The sequence below is a fragment of the Streptomyces sp. R35 genome, from assembly GCF_041053035.1.
Lineage (GTDB): Bacteria > Actinomycetota > Actinomycetes > Streptomycetales > Streptomycetaceae > Streptomyces > Streptomyces lutosisoli.
Genome location: NZ_CP163440.1, coordinates 2,248,994 through 2,264,615, shown reverse-complemented (window position 1 = coordinate 2,264,615; position 15,622 = coordinate 2,248,994). Strand labels below are relative to the sequence as shown.

Below are 15,622 nucleotides of genomic sequence, written 5' to 3'. Positions count from 1 at the left end.
CAGCCTCTGCTACTTCTTGTCGAGCAGGTCCTGCACCTTGCCCCGTACCTCGTCCGTGGCGAGACCGCGGATCGTCAGCGTCGTCCGGCGGCGCAGCACGTCGTCCGGCGTCTCGGCCCACTCGTTGTCCCGGGCGTACACGACCTGCGCCCAGATCTCCGGGGCGTCCGGGTGGACACGCTCGCCCAGCTCCGGGTTCTCGTTCGCCAGGCGGGCGATGTCGAAGGCCAGCGAACCGTAGTGGGTGGCCAGATGCTTGGCGGTGTCCGCCGCCATGCGAGGGCCGGGCGCCGGACCGTCGACCAGCAGGCGGTGGGCGACCGCGCGCGGGTTGGCGACGCCGGGGAGCGGAAGCTTCTTCGGCAGCTGGGAGATCGGCTCGAAGTCCTCGCCCAGCGGGTGGCCCGGCAGCGACTCCAGCTTCTGCATGACCGTACGGCCGATGTGCCGGAAGGTGGTCCACTTGCCGCCCGCGACGGAGAGCATCCCGCCACGGCCTTCGGTGACGACCGTCTCGCGCTTGGCCTTCGACGTGTCGCCGGGGCCGCCGGGCAGCACGCGCAGACCGGCGAAGGAGTACGTGATCAGGTCACGGGAGAGCTGCTGGTCCCGGATCGAGAACGCGGCCTCGTCCAGGATCTGGGCTATGTCCTTCTCGTTGACCGCGACCTCGCCCGGGTCGCCCTCGTACTCCTCGTCGGTGGTGCCGAGCAGGAGCATGTCCTCCCAGGGGAGGGCGAAGGTGATGCGGTACTTGTCGATGGGGGTCGCCAGCGCGGCCTTCCACGGCGACGTGCGCTTCAGTACCAGGTGCGCGCCCTTCGACAGACGGATGGACGGCGCCGAGTTCGGGTCCTCCATCTTGCGCAGGTGGTCGACCCAGGGGCCGGTGGCGTTGAGCACGAGGCGTGCGTCGACGCCGAACTCCTCGCCGTTCGTGCGGTCCCTGAGGTCCGCTCCGGTGACCCGGCCCTTAGTGAAGCGCAGGCCGGTGACCTCGGCGTGGTTGAGGACGACGGCGCCGGACTCGACGGCCGCGCGGACCGTCATCAGAGCCATCCGGGAGTCGTTCATCTGGTCGTCGCCGTACACCGCGACGGCCTTCAGGTTGTCGGTGCGCAGCTCCGGCACGTCCTGCGCGGCCTTCGAGGGGCTCAGCAGGTGACCGACGCCGTCGCCGAACGCCGACAGGGCGGAGTAGGCGAAGACGCCCGCTCCCAGCTTCGCCGCGCCGTGCGGCCCGCCCTTGTACACGGGGAGGTAGAACGTGAGCGGGTTCGCCAGGTGGGGGGCCACCTGGCGGGAAACCGCACGGCGCTCGAAGTGGTTCTCCGCCACCAGCTTCACCGCGCCGGTCTGCAGGTAGCGCAGACCGCCGTGGAGAAGCTTGGAGGAGGCGGAAGAGGTGGCGCCGGCGAAGTCGCCGGCGTCGACCAGAGCCACCCGCAGACCGGACTGCGCGGCGTGCCAGGCGGTGGAGATGCCCAGGATGCCGCCGCCGATCACGAGAAGGTCGTACGTCGCCTTGGAAAGCTGCTCCCGGGTCTCGGCGCGGCTCGGGTTCGAGCCGGAGGCCGGGTGCGTACCGAGGGCAGGCACGGTCTGCGTGGTGGACTGACTGGTCATGCTGGTTCTTACTCCTCGTCCTCGATCCAGCCCATGGTCCGCTCGACGGCCTTGAGCCAGCTCTTGTACTCACGGTCGCGGGTCTCCGCGGCCATGTTCGGGGTCCACTCCGCGGCCCGGCGCCAGTTGGCGCGCAGGTCCTCGGTGTTGGACCAGAAGCCGACGGCGAGACCGGCGGCGTAGGCAGCGCCGAGGCAGGTGGTCTCGGCGACCATCGGACGCACCACGGGGGCGTCCAGGACGTCGGCCAGGGTCTGCATCAGCAGGTTGTTGGAGGTCATGCCGCCGTCGACCTTGAGGGCCGCGAGCTCGACGCCGGAGTCCTTCGTCATGGCGTCGGTGATCTCACGGGTCTGCCAGGCGGTGGCCTCCAGGACGGCGCGCGCGATGTGCGCCTTGGTGACGTACCGGGTCAGACCGGCGATCACACCGCGGGCGTCGGAGCGCCAGTACGGGGCGAACAGACCGGAGAAGGCCGGCACGAAGTAGGCGCCGCCGTTGTCCTCGACCGACGATGCGAGCGTCTCGATCTCGGCGGCGGACTTGATCAGACCCATCTGGTCGCGCATCCACTGGACGAGCGAGCCGGTGACGGCGATGGAGCCCTCAAGGGCGTAGACCGGAGCCTGGTCGCCGATCCGGTAGCCGACGGTGGTCAGCAGGCCCGAGTACGAGTTGATGATCTTGTCGCCGGTGTTCATCAGCATGAACGTGCCGGTGCCGTACGTGGACTTGGCCTCGCCCTCGGAGAAACAGGTCTGGCCGAACAGGGCCGCCTGCTGGTCGCCGAGCGCGGAGGCGACCGGGATGCCGCCGAGCAGGTCGCCGAGCTTGCCGCCGGTGACCTCGCCGTAGACCTCGGCGGAGGAGCGGATCTCGGGGAGCATGTTCAGCGGGACGCCGATGGACTCGGCGATCTTCTCGTCCCACTCCAGGGTGTGCAGGTTCATCAGCATGGTGCGGGAGGCGTTGGTCACGTCGGTGACGTGGTGGCCGCCGTTGACACCACCGGTCAGGTTCCAGATGACCCAGGTGTCCATGGTGCCGAAGAGGATGTCCCCGGCCTCGGCGCGCTCACGCAGACCCTCGACGTTGTCGAGCAGCCAGCGGGCCTTCGGACCGGCGAAGTACGACGCGAGCGGCAGACCGGTCTCGCGGCGGAAGCGGTCCTGGCCGACGTTGCGGCCGAGCTCCTTGCAGAGCGCGTCGGTGCGGGTGTCCTGCCAGACGAGGGCGTTGTGGACCGGCTCGCCGGTGTTCTTGTCCCACAGCAGCGTGGTCTCACGCTGGTTGGTGATGCCGATTGCCTTGATGTCGTCGCGGGTGATGCCGGCCTTCTCGATGGCTCCGGCGACGACTTCCTCGACGTTGGTCCAGATCTCGGTGGCGTTGTGCTCCACCCAGCCCGGCTTCGGGAAGATCTGCTCGTGCTCCTTCTGGTCGACGGAGACGATGCGTCCGTCGCGGTCGAAGACGATGCAGCGGGACGAGGTCGTGCCCTGGTCGATCGCGGCGATGAAGGGGCCGGCGGTGTGTGCGTCGGTCACGGGGTGCTCCTGGAGGTTCCGTATGAAAGGGGCTGTGTATACGGCGCGGTGCTTCAAGCGGTGCTGTGCGGCGTGCGGCTCGTTAGCGGTGCTCTAGGCGGTGCTCAAGCTGAGCTCTTGCGAGCTGTGCTCCTAAGCGAAGGCGACGTTGTATATGCCTGCGGCGATCGCGCCGCCGATCAGCGGACCCGCGATCGGTATCCAGGCGTAGCTCCAGTCGGAACCGCCCTTGTTGGGCAGGGGGAGCAGGGCGTGCACGATGCGCGGACCGAGGTCACGGGCCGGGTTGATCGCGTAGCCCGTCGGGCCACCGAGGGAGAGGCCGATGCTGACCACCACGAGGGAGGTGATCAGGGCGCCCAGGGTGCCCAGGCCGTTGCCGTTGTCGTTGAGGCCCTGGGTGAGGACCGCGAGGACGAGCACGACGGTGCCGATGATCTCGGTGGCGAGGTTCTGCACCACGTTCCGGATCTCGGGGCCGGTGGAGAAGACGCCGAGCACGGGGCCGGCGCCGGTCTCCTGGGCCTCGACGGCCTTGACCTTGGTGGCCTGCGCGCCCGGACCGCCGACGATCTCCTTGTCGGTGAGGTGGGCGAGGAACTGGCCGTAGTAGGCGACCCAGACCAGTGCGGCACCGATCATGGCGCCGAGCAGCTGCCCGCCCCAGTAGGTGGCGACGTTGCTGAAGTCGTTGTCCTTGATCGCGAGCGCGAGCGTCACGGCCGGGTTGAGGTGCGCACCCGAGAGGGGCGCCGAGATGTAGACCGCGGTCAGTACCGCGAAGCCCCACCCGAAGGTGATGGCGAGCCATCCGGCGTTGCGCGCCTTGGAGGCCTTCAGCGTGACGGCGGCGCACACGCCACCGCCCAGCAGGATGAGAACGGCGGTACCGATGGTCTCGCCGATGAAGATGTCGGAGCTGGACACCCGCGACTCCTTTGTCCTTCGTCCAGGGGAAGCCGAACCCCGGGTCCCTCCGGTGGTTCGTTGCTCTCAGGGAGCGAGAGCGATACGGCCCTTGGCATCGCCACACTCTAGCGCGTATTGCCGGTAGGTGTTCGACAATGTCGACCGATGGACGGGAGTCTTGCCGTCGCGTTACCAGCACGTCAAGAGCTCTGTTATCGAAAACACGATCGTTATTGATCGCTATGAGCTATCGGTGAGTCGTCGATCTTGAGGAAGTACGACGAAGGCCGGGAAGCGCTTGGCTTCCCGGCCCTTCTTCGTACGAATCTCAGAACTGTCAGGCGCTCAGAACCGCCCGGCGCCCAGATCCCGTGACACCGCGCGGGCGCAGTCCCGTACCGCCGCGATCAGGTCCGGGCGCAGCTCCCCGTCCTTGCAGACCCGCTCCACGGCGCCCGTGATGCCCACGGCGCCGACCGGCATCCGGCGCCGGTTGTGGATGGGCGCGGCGACCGAGGCGACACCTGTCCAGGTCTCCTCGACGTCTTCCGCGTACCCGCGCGCGCGGGTCCGGTCGAGCACGCCCTCGAAATCGTCCAGCTCGCTTATGGTGCGCGGCGTGAACGCCTTGCGCTCGGCCTCCAGGACCTCGCTGTGTGCCACCGGGTCGTACGCCGACAGGACCTTGCCGAGCGCCGTGGAGTGCAGCGGCTGCATGGCCCCGACCTCCAGCACCTGGCGGCTGTCGTCGGGCCGGAACACGTGGTGCACGATCAGTACGCCCTGCTGGTGCAGCACGCCCAGATAGACGCTCTCGCCGCTCGAGCGGGCCAGGTCGTCGGTCCACACCAGGGCGCGCGCCCGCAGTTCGTGCACGTCCAGGTAGGTGGTGCCCAGCCTGAGCAGCTCGGCGCCCAGCTGATAGCGCCCGGACGCCGTGTCCTGCTCGACGAACCCCTCCTGCTGGAGGGTGCGCAGGATGCCGTGGGCCGTACCCTTGGCCAGGCCCAGCGAGGAGGCGATGTCCGACAGGCCGAGCTGCCGCTCGCCGCCCGCGAGCAGGCGCAGCATCGCCGCCGCCCGTTCGAGCGACTGGATGTTCCGTGCCATCGCCGTGCTGCCTCCGTCCCCTTCGACCGTCGGCGTGCGACTCACTGCCGCCGTTCGGCAATGTCGAACACTACCGGTCGTTGCCGATCTCCCGCTAATGGGTGGTCGCCACATGTTTCGTCCGTCGTGGCACCGCCGTCACCGACGCCACCCCCGTCCGCCCCGTGGACGCCCCTGACCTTTTGCCGGTGCTCCGGGCTACCCTGACGGCGTGCGCCTTCCATGGGAAGCGCAAAGCCGACAGCCGTCGCACTCCAGGGAGCACCTTCATGGCTTCGTTGCCGAACCCGTCCCTTTCGTCCGAGCTTGCCGAGAACCGGACCCGCATCGACGCACTCCGCGAGGCCCTCACCAGCCGCGTCGTCGTGGCCGACGGCGCGATGGGCACGATGCTCCAGGCGCAGGACCCGACGCTGGAGGACTTCGAGAACCTCGAAGGCTGCAACGAGATTCTGAACGTCACCCGCCCCGACATCGTCCGCTCCGTCCACGAGGCCTACTTCGAGGTGGGCGTCGACTGCGTCGAGACGAACACGTTCGGCTCGAACCACTCGGCGGCGGGCGAGTACGAGATCGCCGACCGGATCTTCGAGCTGTCCGAGGCGGGCGCACGCCTCGCCCGCGAGGTCGCCGACGAGTTCGCCGCCAAGGACGGCCGCCGGCGCTGGGTCCTCGGCTCGATCGGCCCGGGCACCAAGCTGCCCTCGCTCGGCCACATCGCGTACGACGTCCTGCGCGACGGCTACCAGCAGAACGCCGAGGGCCTGATCGCCGGCGGCGCGGACGCCCTGATCGTGGAGACCACCCAGGACCTGCTGCAGACCAAGGCGAGCCTGATCGGCGCACGCCGCGCGATGGACGCGCTCGGCCTGGACATGCCGCTGATCTGCTCGCTCGCCTTCGAGACCACCGGCGTCATGCTGCTCGGCTCGGAGATCGGCGCGGCGCTGACGGCCCTGGAGCCGCTCGGCATCGACCTCATCGGCCTGAACTGCTCCACGGGCCCCGCGGAGATGAGCGAGCACCTGCGCTATCTGGCCCGCCACTCGCGTACGCCGCTGATGTGCATGCCGAACGCAGGCCTGCCGGTGCTCACCAAGGACGGCGCGTACTTCCCGCTGACCCCGCCCGAGATGGCCGACGCGCAGGAGAACTTCGTCCGCGACTACGGCCTCTCGCTGGTCGGCGGCTGCTGCGGCTCGACGCCCGAGCATCTGCGCCAGGTCGTCGAGCGCGTCCGTGACATCGCCCCGTACCAGCGCACCCCGCAGCCCGAGCCGGGCGCCGCCTCCCTCTACCAGACGGTGTCGTTCCGCCAGGACACCGCGTACATGGCGATCGGCGAGCGCACCAACGCCAACGGTTCGAAGAAGTTCCGCGAGGCCATGCTGGAGGCCCGCTGGGACGACTGCGTGGAGATGGCCCGTGACCAGATCCGCGAGGGCGCGCACATGCTCGACCTCTGCGTGGACTACGTGGGCCGGGACGGCGTCGCGGACATGCAGGAGCTGGCCGGCCGCTTCGCCACCGCCTCCACGCTGCCGATCGTCCTGGACTCCACCGAGGTCGACGTCCTGCGCGCGGGCCTGGAGAAGCTGGGCGGGCGGGCCGTCATCAACTCCGTGAACTACGAGGACGGCGACGGCCCCGAGTCGCGCTTCGCGAAGGTCACCCGCCTCGCCCAGGAGCACGGCGCCGCACTGATCGCGCTGACCATCGACGAGGAGGGCCAGGCCCGCACCGTCGAGACCAAGGTCGCCATCGCCGAGCGGCTGATCGAGGACCTGACGACGAACTGGGGCATCCACGAGTCGGACATCCTCATCGACACCCTGACCTTCACCATCTGCACCGGTCAGGAGGAGTCCCGGAAGGACGGCATCGCCACCATCGAGGCGATCCGCGAGCTCAAGCGCCGTCGCCCGGACGTCCAGACCACGCTGGGCCTGTCGAACATCTCCTTCGGCCTCAACCCGGCGGCCCGCATCCTGCTCAACTCGGTCTTCCTCGACGAGTGCGTCAAGGCGGGCCTGGACTCGGCGATCGTGCACGCGTCGAAGATCCTGCCGATCGCGCGCTTCTCCGAGGAGGAGGTCACCACCGCGCTCGACCTCATCCACGACCGCCGCGCCGAGGGTTATGACCCGCTGCAGAAGCTGATGGCCCTCTTCGAGGGCGCCACCACCAAGTCCCTGAAGGCCGGCAAGGCCGAGGAACTGGCCGCGCTGCCGCTGGACGAGCGGCTCAAGCGGCGGATCATCGACGGCGAGAAGAACGGCCTGGAGGCCGACCTCGCCGATGCGCTCCAGACCCGCCCCGCCCTGGACATCGTCAACGAGACCCTGCTGGACGGCATGAAGGTCGTCGGCGAGCTGTTCGGCTCCGGCCAGATGCAGCTGCCGTTCGTGCTCCAGTCCGCCGAGGTCATGAAGACGGCCGTCGCCTACCTCGAACCGCACATGGAGAAGTCGGACGCCGAGGGTAAGGGCACGATCGTCCTGGCCACCGTGCGCGGCGACGTCCACGACATCGGCAAGAACCTCGTCGACATCATCCTGTCCAACAACGGCTACAACGTCGTCAACCTCGGCATCAAGCAGCCCGTCTCCGCGATCCTCGACGCCGCCGAGGAGCACCGGGCCGACGTCATCGGCATGTCCGGCCTCCTGGTCAAGTCCACGGTGATCATGAAGGAGAACCTGGAGGAGCTGAACCAGCGCGGGCTCTCGGCCGACTACCCCGTCATTCTCGGCGGGGCGGCGCTGACGCGGGCGTACGTCGAGCAGGACCTGTACGAGATCTACCAGGGCGAAGTCCGCTACGCCCGGGACGCCTTCGAGGGCCTGCGCCTGATGGACGCGCTGATCGGCGTCAAGCGCGGGGTGCCGGGCGCGGCCCTGCCGGAGCTGAAGCAGCGCCGGGTGCGGGCCGCCGCGGCCGACACGGTGGTCGAGGAGCGCCCCGAGGAGGGCCACGTCCGCTCCGACGTCGCGGTCGACAACCCCGTGCCCGAGCCGCCGTTCTGGGGCACCCGCGTCATCAAGGGCATCCAGCTCAAGGAGTACGCCTCCTGGCTGGACGAGGGCGCCCTGTTCAAGGGGCAGTGGGGCCTCAAGCAGGCACGCACGGGCGACGGGCCGACGTACGAGGAACTGGTCGAGACCGAGGGCCGCCCGCGGCTGCGCGGGCTGCTGGACAAGCTGCAGACGGACAACCTGCTGGAGGCGGCCGTCGTCTACGGCTACTTCCCGTGCGTGTCCAAGGACGACGACCTGATCCTCCTGGACGAGCGGGGCAACGAGCGCACGCGCTTCACGTTCCCGCGCCAGCGCCGTGGCCGCCGGCTGTGCCTCGCCGACTTCTTCCGCCCGGAGGAGTCCGGCGAGACGGACGTCGTCGGTCTCCAGGTCGTCACCGTCGGCTCCCGGATCGGCGAGGAGACCGCCAAGCTCTTCGAGTCGAACTCCTACCGCGACTATCTCGAACTGCACGGCCTGTCCGTGCAGTTGGCCGAGGCGCTCGCCGAGTACTGGCACGCGCGCGTGCGTTCCGAGCTGGGCTTCGCCGGTGAGGACCCGGCCGCCATCGAGGACATGTTCGACCTCAAGTACCGCGGTGCCCGTTTCTCGCTCGGCTACGGCGCCTGTCCCAACCTGGAGGACCGCGCCAAGATCGCCCGGCTCCTGGAGCCGGAGCGCATCGGCGTCCACCTCTCCGAGGAGTTCCAGCTCCACCCGGAGCAGTCCACGGACGCGATCGTCATCCACCACCCGGAGGCGAAGTACTTCAACGCGCGCTGAGGCCCGCCGAGCCGGACAGAGCCGTACAGAGCGGCACAGAGCCGTGCTGAGACGCGCCGAGGATTACTGCGACGCGTACTGATCCGATAAGTCGTACACTGGTCGGTCCACTGCAGGCCGGTTGCCCCTTTGCCAAAAAAGGGCAACCGGCCTGATCGTCCCTCAAGGAGGTGCGCCCGGATGACCAGTACGGTCCCCGCGCTCGGTACCCGTACGGCCGAAGGCTCAGCCCTGGAGGCCGTGCTCCTCGACATGGACGGCACTCTGGTGGACACCGAAGGCTTCTGGTGGGACGTCGAGGTCGAGGTCTTCGCGGCCCTCGGCCACACGCTCGACGACTCCTGGCGCCATGTGGTGGTCGGCGGCCCCATGACCCGCAGTGCCGGATTCCTCATCGAGGCCACCGGAGCCGACATCACCCTCGCCGAGCTGACCGTGCTGCTCAACGACGGGTTCGAGGGCCGTATCGGCCGCTCGCTGCCGCTGATGCCGGGCGCGGCCAGACTCCTCGCCGAGCTGGCGGCGCACGAGATCCCCACCGCCCTGGTCTCCGCCTCGCACCGCCGCATCATCGACCGCATCCTGGGCTCGCTCGGTCCCCAGTACTTCGCGCTGACCGTCGCGGGCGACGAGGTCGAGCGGACCAAGCCGTTCCCCGACCCCTATCTGCTCGCGGCCTCGGGGCTCGGCGCGGCTCCGGCCCGGTGCGCCGTCATCGAGGACACCGCCACGGGCGTCGCCGCCGCCGAGGCCGCCGGATGCCGGGTCGTCGCCGTACCCTCGGTCGCGCCCATCGCCCCCGCCGCCCGGCGCACGGTGGTGACGTCCCTCGAAGAGGTCGACCTGCCTTTTCTACGCGGCTTGATGACGGAAATGCACTAAGCGTTCACCCAGCGTGCAGAACTGAATCACCGAGCGTGCGGAACGAATACGGGAAAAGACGGAGGGTTCCCCGAGGTAACCGCAGGTGACCCTCTCGCAGGAATTCATTCGCGAGCCGGATGGCCGAATTCCGGTACTTGCCAACCGAGTTGAGAGTGTGACGTTCGCCACGCCACAAGGGGTCGACATCGGGTCGGACATGTGCCGTAACCCCCCTTTCGGGGGTGCTTGACGTGCCCTTGTGTCCCGATTGGTGGAATCCTGCACGAATCCTTCCGCTGTCGGGTTATCGGTGTGTCCACGCCCGGTTTCGCAGCGTGATGGGAACTCAACTCCGGTACCTGCGAGCCGTCCTGGTGGTGCGGACTAATGTCGTCGCGAGAACATCGCCGTACCCCCCGTGACCCGCCGCACCACCCCTGCATGCGGGTTCACGGAATCTACAGCTCTGGAGAAACTCGAGCATGAACCGCAAGACTTTGGTGCTGCCGGCCGTGATCGGCCTGCTTGCCCCGGTGCTCGCCGCATGTGGTGGGTCCGACAGCGGGAGCAACAGCGGCGATGCCATCGTTGTCGGCACCACGGATGCGTTCAAGGCCTCGAAGGCTGCCCCGGCTCCCCTCGACCCGGCGTACGCGTACGACGTGGGCACCTGGAACGTTCTCCGGCAGACCGTGCAGACCCTGATGGTCCAGCCGCGCGGCGACGGCGACCCGGAGCCCGAGGCGGCCGAGAAGTGCGGGTTCAGCGACACGGGCAACGAGCGCTACGCCTGCACGCTGCGCAAGGACCTGAAGTTCTCCAACGGCGACCCCGTTACCGCCAAGGACGTCAAGTTCTCCATCGACCGCGCACTGTCGCTCAAGTCCGACAGTGGTGTGTTCGCGCTGCTCTCCACCATCGACACCGTCGAGACGCAGGGCGACCGCGAGGTCATCTTCCACCTCAAGACCGCGGACGCCACCTTCCCCTTCAAGCTGTCGACCCCGGTCGCCGGTATCGTGAACCCCAAGGACTACGAGAAGGGCAAGCTGCGCGACGGCTTCGAGGTGGACGGCTCTGGCCCGTACACCCTTGAGGCCGAGGTCAAGGACGACAAGATGGTCAAGGCCGTCTTCACCAAGAACCCGAACTACAAGGGTCAGTTGAAGGTGAAGAACAGCAAGGTCGAGATGCGCTCCTACGAGAGCGCCGACGCCATGGGCACCGCGCTCGAAAAGGGCGACATCGACCTGATGACCCGCTCGATGACGCCCGCCCAGATCACCAAGCTCGGCAACGTCACGGACAGCAACATCGACCTGATCGAGATGCCTGGCCTGGAGATCCGCTACCTGGCCTTCAACACCGATGCCTCGACGGTGAAGACCAAGGCCGTCCGCCAGGCCATGGCCCAGCTCGTCAACCGCGGTGAGCTCGTCTCCAAGGTGTACGGCTCCCAGGCCGAGCCGCTCTACTCGATGGTCCCGGCCACCATCACGGGCCACTCCAACTCGTTCTTCAACAAGTACGGGGACCCGAGCGTCACCAAGGCCAAGGCGGCACTGGCCAAGGCCAACATCACCACCCCGGTGAAGCTCACCCTGCACTACACGACCGACCACTACGGCACGGCCACCCAGCAGGAGTTCGAGGTCCTGAAGAAGCAGCTGAACGCCAGCGGCCTCTTCGACGTCAGCATCTCGGGGACCAGCTGGGACAAGTTCGTCCCGGCCGAGCGGGCGGGCGACTACGACGTCTGGGGCATGGGCTGGTTCCCTGACTTCCCGGACGCCGACAACTACCTGGCGCCGTTCCTCGACAAGGACAACTTCCTCAAGTCGCCTTACACGAACAACCAGGTCATCAACACCCTCATCCCGGAGTCCCGGCGCGAGGCCGACCGCCTCACCGCGTCGAAGAGCCTCACCGACATCCAGGACATCGTGGCCGAAGACGTCCCGCTGCTGCCCCTGTGGCAGGGCAAGCAGTACATCGCCGCGCGGGACGACATCACGGGCACGGAGTGGGCGCTCAACTCCTCCTCGACCCTCCAGCTGTGGGAGCTCGGCCGAGGAGTCAGCGGCTGACCGATCTCCCCGACCCGGGGCCGGGGCGGCCCCGGGTTCTCGAGACCCGACGACAAGGCACATGCTCGTGAACATGCGCAACCAGTGGCCGGTCCTGCCCATCGTGGCGGGGCTGGCCTCCGGCCTGCTCACCGGATGCGGCTCGGAGACCGGCGATTCCGGGAGCAGCGGCTCCTCCGTGGTCATGGGGATGTCCGACGACGTCCTGGCCACCGACCCGGCGTCCGGCTACGACCCGGGTTCCTGGCTGTTGTTCAACAACGTCTTCCAGTCCCTGCTGAGTTTCCCCAACGGTGGCACCGAGCCGGTCCCGGAGGCCGCCAAGGAGTGCACGTTCACGGACACCTCGACCACGGTGTACAAGTGCACGCTGCAGGACGGGCTGAAGTTCAGCAACGGTGACGAGCTCACCTCGAAGGACGTCAAGTTCTCCTTCGACCGCATGCTGGAGATCAACGACGACGCCGGTCCCGCGATCATGTTCCCCATGCTCGACACGGTGGAGACGCCGGACAGGAAGACCGTCGTCTTCCACCTCAAGTACGCCGACGCCACCTTCCCGAGCAAGATCGCCTCCGGCGCGGGCTCGATCGTGGACCACCAGCAGTACTCCAGCAGCGGACTGCGCACGGACAACGAGGCGGTCGGCTCGGGCCCGTACAAGCTGGACTCCTTCAGCAAGGACAAGGCCGTCTTCTCCATCAACGGCAACTACAAGGGCACCGCCAAGGTGAAGAACTCCGGCATGACGCTGAAGTTCTTCCACGGCGACCAGTCCGCCCTGAAGAACGCGCTGCTCAGCAACCAGATCGACATCGCCTACCGCGGCCTCGCCGCCAACGACATCGCGGACATCGAGGACAGCACCGCCACCGGCAGCGGCATCAACGTCGTCGAGGGCACCAGCGCCGAAGTCCAGCACCTCGTCTTCAACATGGACGACCCGGTCGCCGGCAAGCTCGGCGTGCGCAAGGCCATCGCCTATCTGCTCGACCGCGACGCCCTGGTCAACGAGGTCTACGAGGACACGGCGACACCGCTCTACTCGATCATCCCGGCCGGCATCACCGGCCACAACACGTCGTTCTTCGACACCTACGGCGCCCGCCCCTCGAAGTCCAAGGCCCAGGCCGCGCTGCGCGCCGAGGGCATCAGCGGCAAGGTGAAGCTGACGCTCTGGTCGACGCCGTCGCGCTACGGCCCGTCCACCGACCAGGAGTTCAAGGCGATCGCCAAGCAGCTCAACGCCAGCGGGCTGTTCGACGCCACCGTGAAGTCCGTCGCCTACGACCAGTACGAGAAGGACATCGCCAAGGGCAAGTACGGCGTGTACGTGAAGGGCTGGGTGCCCGACTACCCGGACCCGGACAACTTCACGGCCCCGTTCTTCGGCAAGGGCAACGTGCTGAGCAACAACTTCACCAACAGCACGATCACCGGCCAGCTCATCCCGAAGACCGCCGCCGAGAGCGACCGCTCCTCGACCGACTCCGACTACGGCAGGCTTCAGGACCTCGTGGCCGACGAAGTGCCGATCATCCCGATCTGGCAGGCCAAGCAGTACGCCGTCGTCCGCGACAACGTCTACGGGCTCGAATACTGCCTCGACGCCTCGACCGTGTTCCGCTTCTGGGAGATCAGCAAGGGCTGACCCGTGGTGTACATGCGTTGAGGGCGCCCCCTTCCAGAAGGGGGCGCCCTCAACGCATGTGCTGCGACGGGCTACTGCGCGCCGGGGCGCACCAGCCCGCTCTCGTACGCATACACCGCGGCCTGCACCCGGTCGCGCAGCCCCAGCTTGGTCAGGACGTGGCCCACATGCGTCTTGACCGTGGTCTCGCTGACGAACAGGTCGGCCGCGATCTCCGCGTTCGACAGGCCGCGAGCCACCAGCTTCAGCACCTCGACCTCACGGTCGGTCAGCGTGTGCAGCGTGTCCGGAACCGGCTCGTCGCCGGACGGCAGATGACCCGCGTACTTGTCGAGCAGCCGGCGCGTGATGCTCGGCGCGAGCATCGCCTCGCCCGCCGCGACCACCCTGATCGCCTGCACCAGCTCATCGGCGGGCGCGTCCTTGAGCAGGAAGCCGCTCGCGCCCGCGCGCAGCGCCTCCACCACGTACTCGTCGAGGTCGAAGGTCGTCAGGACAAGGACCTTCGCCGGACCGTCCCGGCCGGGGCCGGAGATCTGCCGGGTCGCCTCGACACCGTCCATCCGCGGCATACGGATGTCCATCAGAACCACATCGGGCTGCAAGGCACGTACTTGGTCGAGTGCCTGGAGACCGTCACCGGCCTCGCCGACGACCGCAAGGTCCTGCTCCGCTTCCAGGATCATCCGGAAGCCGGTACGCAGCAGCGGCTGGTCGTCGACCAGTAGGACGCGGATGGCCACGTGAGTCTCCTTCGCTAGTCCGGCCCCATTCTGCCCTGCGCGTGCTCACCGGCTCGCCGCTGGGGCGCTCCAGCCCCGCCGGCTCACACGCCGTCCGGCTCGGGCGCCCTGACAGGCAGCGGATAGGGCGGGGGAGTGCCGCCGAATTCCGGACACACCGCCTGGTGATCGCACCAGCCGCACAGCTTGGTGGGCCGCGGCCGCCAGTCACCGGTCTCGGTGGCCTGCCGGATCGCGTCCCACAGGGCGAGCAGCTTGCGCTCGACCCGCTCCAGGTCCGCGATCACCGGGTCGTACGTCAGCACGTCACCGCTGCCGAGATAGACGAGCTGGAGCCGACGCGGGACCACCTGCTTCAGCCGCCACACCACGAGGGCGTAGAACTTCATCTGGAACAGGGCGCCCTCGGCGTACTCGGGCCGTGGTGCCTTGCCCGTCTTGTAGTCGACGATCCGGACCTCGCCCGTCGGCGCCACGTCGACGCGGTCGATGATGCCGCGCAGCTTGAGCCCGGAGTCGAGCCGCGCCTCGACGAACAGCTCCCGCTCGGCGGGTTCGAGACGGGTCGGGTCCTCCAGCGTGAACCAGCGCTCCACCAGCTGCTCGGCCTCGGTGAGCCAGCGCGCCAGCCGCTCGCCCTCCGGGTCGTCGGCGAACAGCTCCACGACCTCCGGTTTGGTCTCCCGCAAGCGGTCCCACTGCCCGGGGATCAACGACTTGGCGCGCGGCGCCGTCCGCTCCGTCGCCGGTGCGTCGAAGAGCCGCTCAAGGACCGCGTGCACCAAAGTGCCCCTGGTCGCCGCCTCGCTCGGCTTCTCGGGGAGCTTGTCGATCACCCGGAACCGGTACAGCAGCGGGCACTGCATGAAGTCACTGGCACGCGAGGGCGACAGCGACGTGGGCGGCACGGCGGGGGCGGCCGGTATGGCAGCGGCGGCCGCGACAGCCTCCGTACCTTCCGTACCTTCCGCCGCTTCGCTCGCGACGACTCCGGTCGCTTCGACCGCGACGGGTTCGGTCCGCTCGGCCGGCACGGCGGTTCCGGCGCTGTCGGCGCCGTTCTCCGCGACGCCCTCGGTGCTGGTTTCCATGACGACAGACCTTACGGCCCGCCACTGACAGCACTGCGCCATTACGGGGGACAACCCCCGGACCCTCAGCCGGACAAGCGGGTCGGCCGCGCCGGCCGGCGACGACGTCGGACGGTCCGCGTGAGCGATACGAGCAGTGCCCGGGTGGCACGGGCGACGGCGCGGAAAACGGAGGGGGTGCCGGGGCGGAACGC

At 68.4% G+C, this 15,622-nt stretch carries 10 protein-coding genes; 4 read left to right on the top strand and 6 right to left on the bottom strand.

What is annotated here, in order from left to right; translation table 11 throughout:
* Positions 1-9 precede the first annotated feature (9 nt).
* From AB5J50_RS10665 to AB5J50_RS10650, 4 genes are all read right to left on the bottom strand, one after another.
* Positions 10-1,626 (bottom strand): FAD-dependent oxidoreductase, encoded by a 1,617-nt coding sequence (locus AB5J50_RS10665; RefSeq protein WP_369256977.1) that lies wholly within the window; start codon positions 1,624-1,626, stop codon positions 10-12.
* Between the two features lie 8 nt (positions 1,627-1,634).
* Entirely contained in the window at positions 1,635-3,173 is a 1,539-nt protein-coding gene (gene glpK / locus AB5J50_RS10660; RefSeq protein WP_369256975.1) for a glycerol kinase GlpK, read from the bottom strand.
* A 132-nt stretch (positions 3,174-3,305) separates the two neighbouring features.
* Entirely contained in the window at positions 3,306-4,100 is a 795-nt protein-coding gene (locus AB5J50_RS10655; RefSeq protein WP_369256973.1) for an MIP/aquaporin family protein, read from the bottom strand.
* A 327-nt stretch (positions 4,101-4,427) separates the two neighbouring features.
* A complete protein-coding gene (locus AB5J50_RS10650; RefSeq protein WP_369256971.1) occupies positions 4,428-5,192 on the bottom strand; it encodes an IclR family transcriptional regulator in 765 nt (254 codons plus the stop codon).
* A gap of 269 nt (positions 5,193-5,461) precedes the next feature.
* Between AB5J50_RS10650 and metH the strand changes: the two genes are divergently transcribed.
* The 4 genes from metH (at position 5,462) to AB5J50_RS10630 (ending at position 13,594) form a co-directional block, all read left to right on the top strand.
* Positions 5,462-8,992, top strand: coding sequence for a methionine synthase (metH, locus tag AB5J50_RS10645; protein WP_369256969.1), 3,531 nt, complete (start codon positions 5,462-5,464; stop codon positions 8,990-8,992).
* Between the two features lie 180 nt (positions 8,993-9,172).
* Positions 9,173-9,874 (top strand): HAD family hydrolase, encoded by a 702-nt coding sequence (locus AB5J50_RS10640; protein ID WP_369256967.1) that lies wholly within the window; start codon positions 9,173-9,175, stop codon positions 9,872-9,874.
* A gap of 464 nt (positions 9,875-10,338) precedes the next feature.
* A complete protein-coding gene (locus tag AB5J50_RS10635; protein WP_369256966.1) occupies positions 10,339-11,943 on the top strand; it encodes an ABC transporter substrate-binding protein in 1,605 nt (534 codons plus the stop codon).
* A 67-nt stretch (positions 11,944-12,010) separates the two neighbouring features.
* Positions 12,011-13,594 carry an ABC transporter substrate-binding protein gene (locus AB5J50_RS10630; protein ID WP_369265363.1) on the top strand — a complete coding sequence of 528 codons (1,584 nt, stop codon included), beginning with the start codon at positions 12,011-12,013 and terminating at the stop codon, positions 13,592-13,594.
* A gap of 71 nt (positions 13,595-13,665) precedes the next feature.
* On the opposite strand, the gene AB5J50_RS10625 is transcribed toward AB5J50_RS10630, so the two are convergent.
* The gene (locus tag AB5J50_RS10625; protein ID WP_369256964.1) at positions 13,666-14,337 is read right to left on the bottom strand and encodes a response regulator; all 672 of its coding nucleotides are present in this window, start codon (positions 14,335-14,337) and stop codon (positions 13,666-13,668) included.
* A gap of 83 nt (positions 14,338-14,420) precedes the next feature.
* A complete protein-coding gene (locus AB5J50_RS10620) occupies positions 14,421-15,428 on the bottom strand; it encodes a RecB family exonuclease (RefSeq protein ID WP_369256962.1) in 1,008 nt (335 codons plus the stop codon).
* Positions 15,429-15,622: the final 194 nt, after the last annotated feature.

Excerpts from the sequence above, each read along its gene's own strand:
- AB5J50_RS10635 (WP_369256966.1), top strand. The coding sequence starts at position 10,339 with ATGAACCGCAAGACTTTGGTGCTGCCGGCCGTGATCGGCCTGCTTGCC.
- AB5J50_RS10650 (WP_369256971.1), bottom strand. The coding sequence starts at position 5,192 with ATGGCACGGAACATCCAGTCGCTCGAACGGGCGGCGGCGATGCTGCGC.
- metH (WP_369256969.1), top strand. The coding sequence starts at position 5,462 with ATGGCTTCGTTGCCGAACCCGTCCCTTTCGTCCGAGCTTGCCGAGAAC.
- AB5J50_RS10620 (WP_369256962.1), bottom strand. The coding sequence starts at position 15,428 with ATGGAAACCAGCACCGAGGGCGTCGCGGAGAACGGCGCCGACAGCGCC.
- AB5J50_RS10665 (WP_369256977.1), bottom strand. The coding sequence starts at position 1,626 with ATGACCAGTCAGTCCACCACGCAGACCGTGCCTGCCCTCGGTACGCAC.
- AB5J50_RS10640 (WP_369256967.1), top strand. The coding sequence starts at position 9,173 with ATGACCAGTACGGTCCCCGCGCTCGGTACCCGTACGGCCGAAGGCTCA.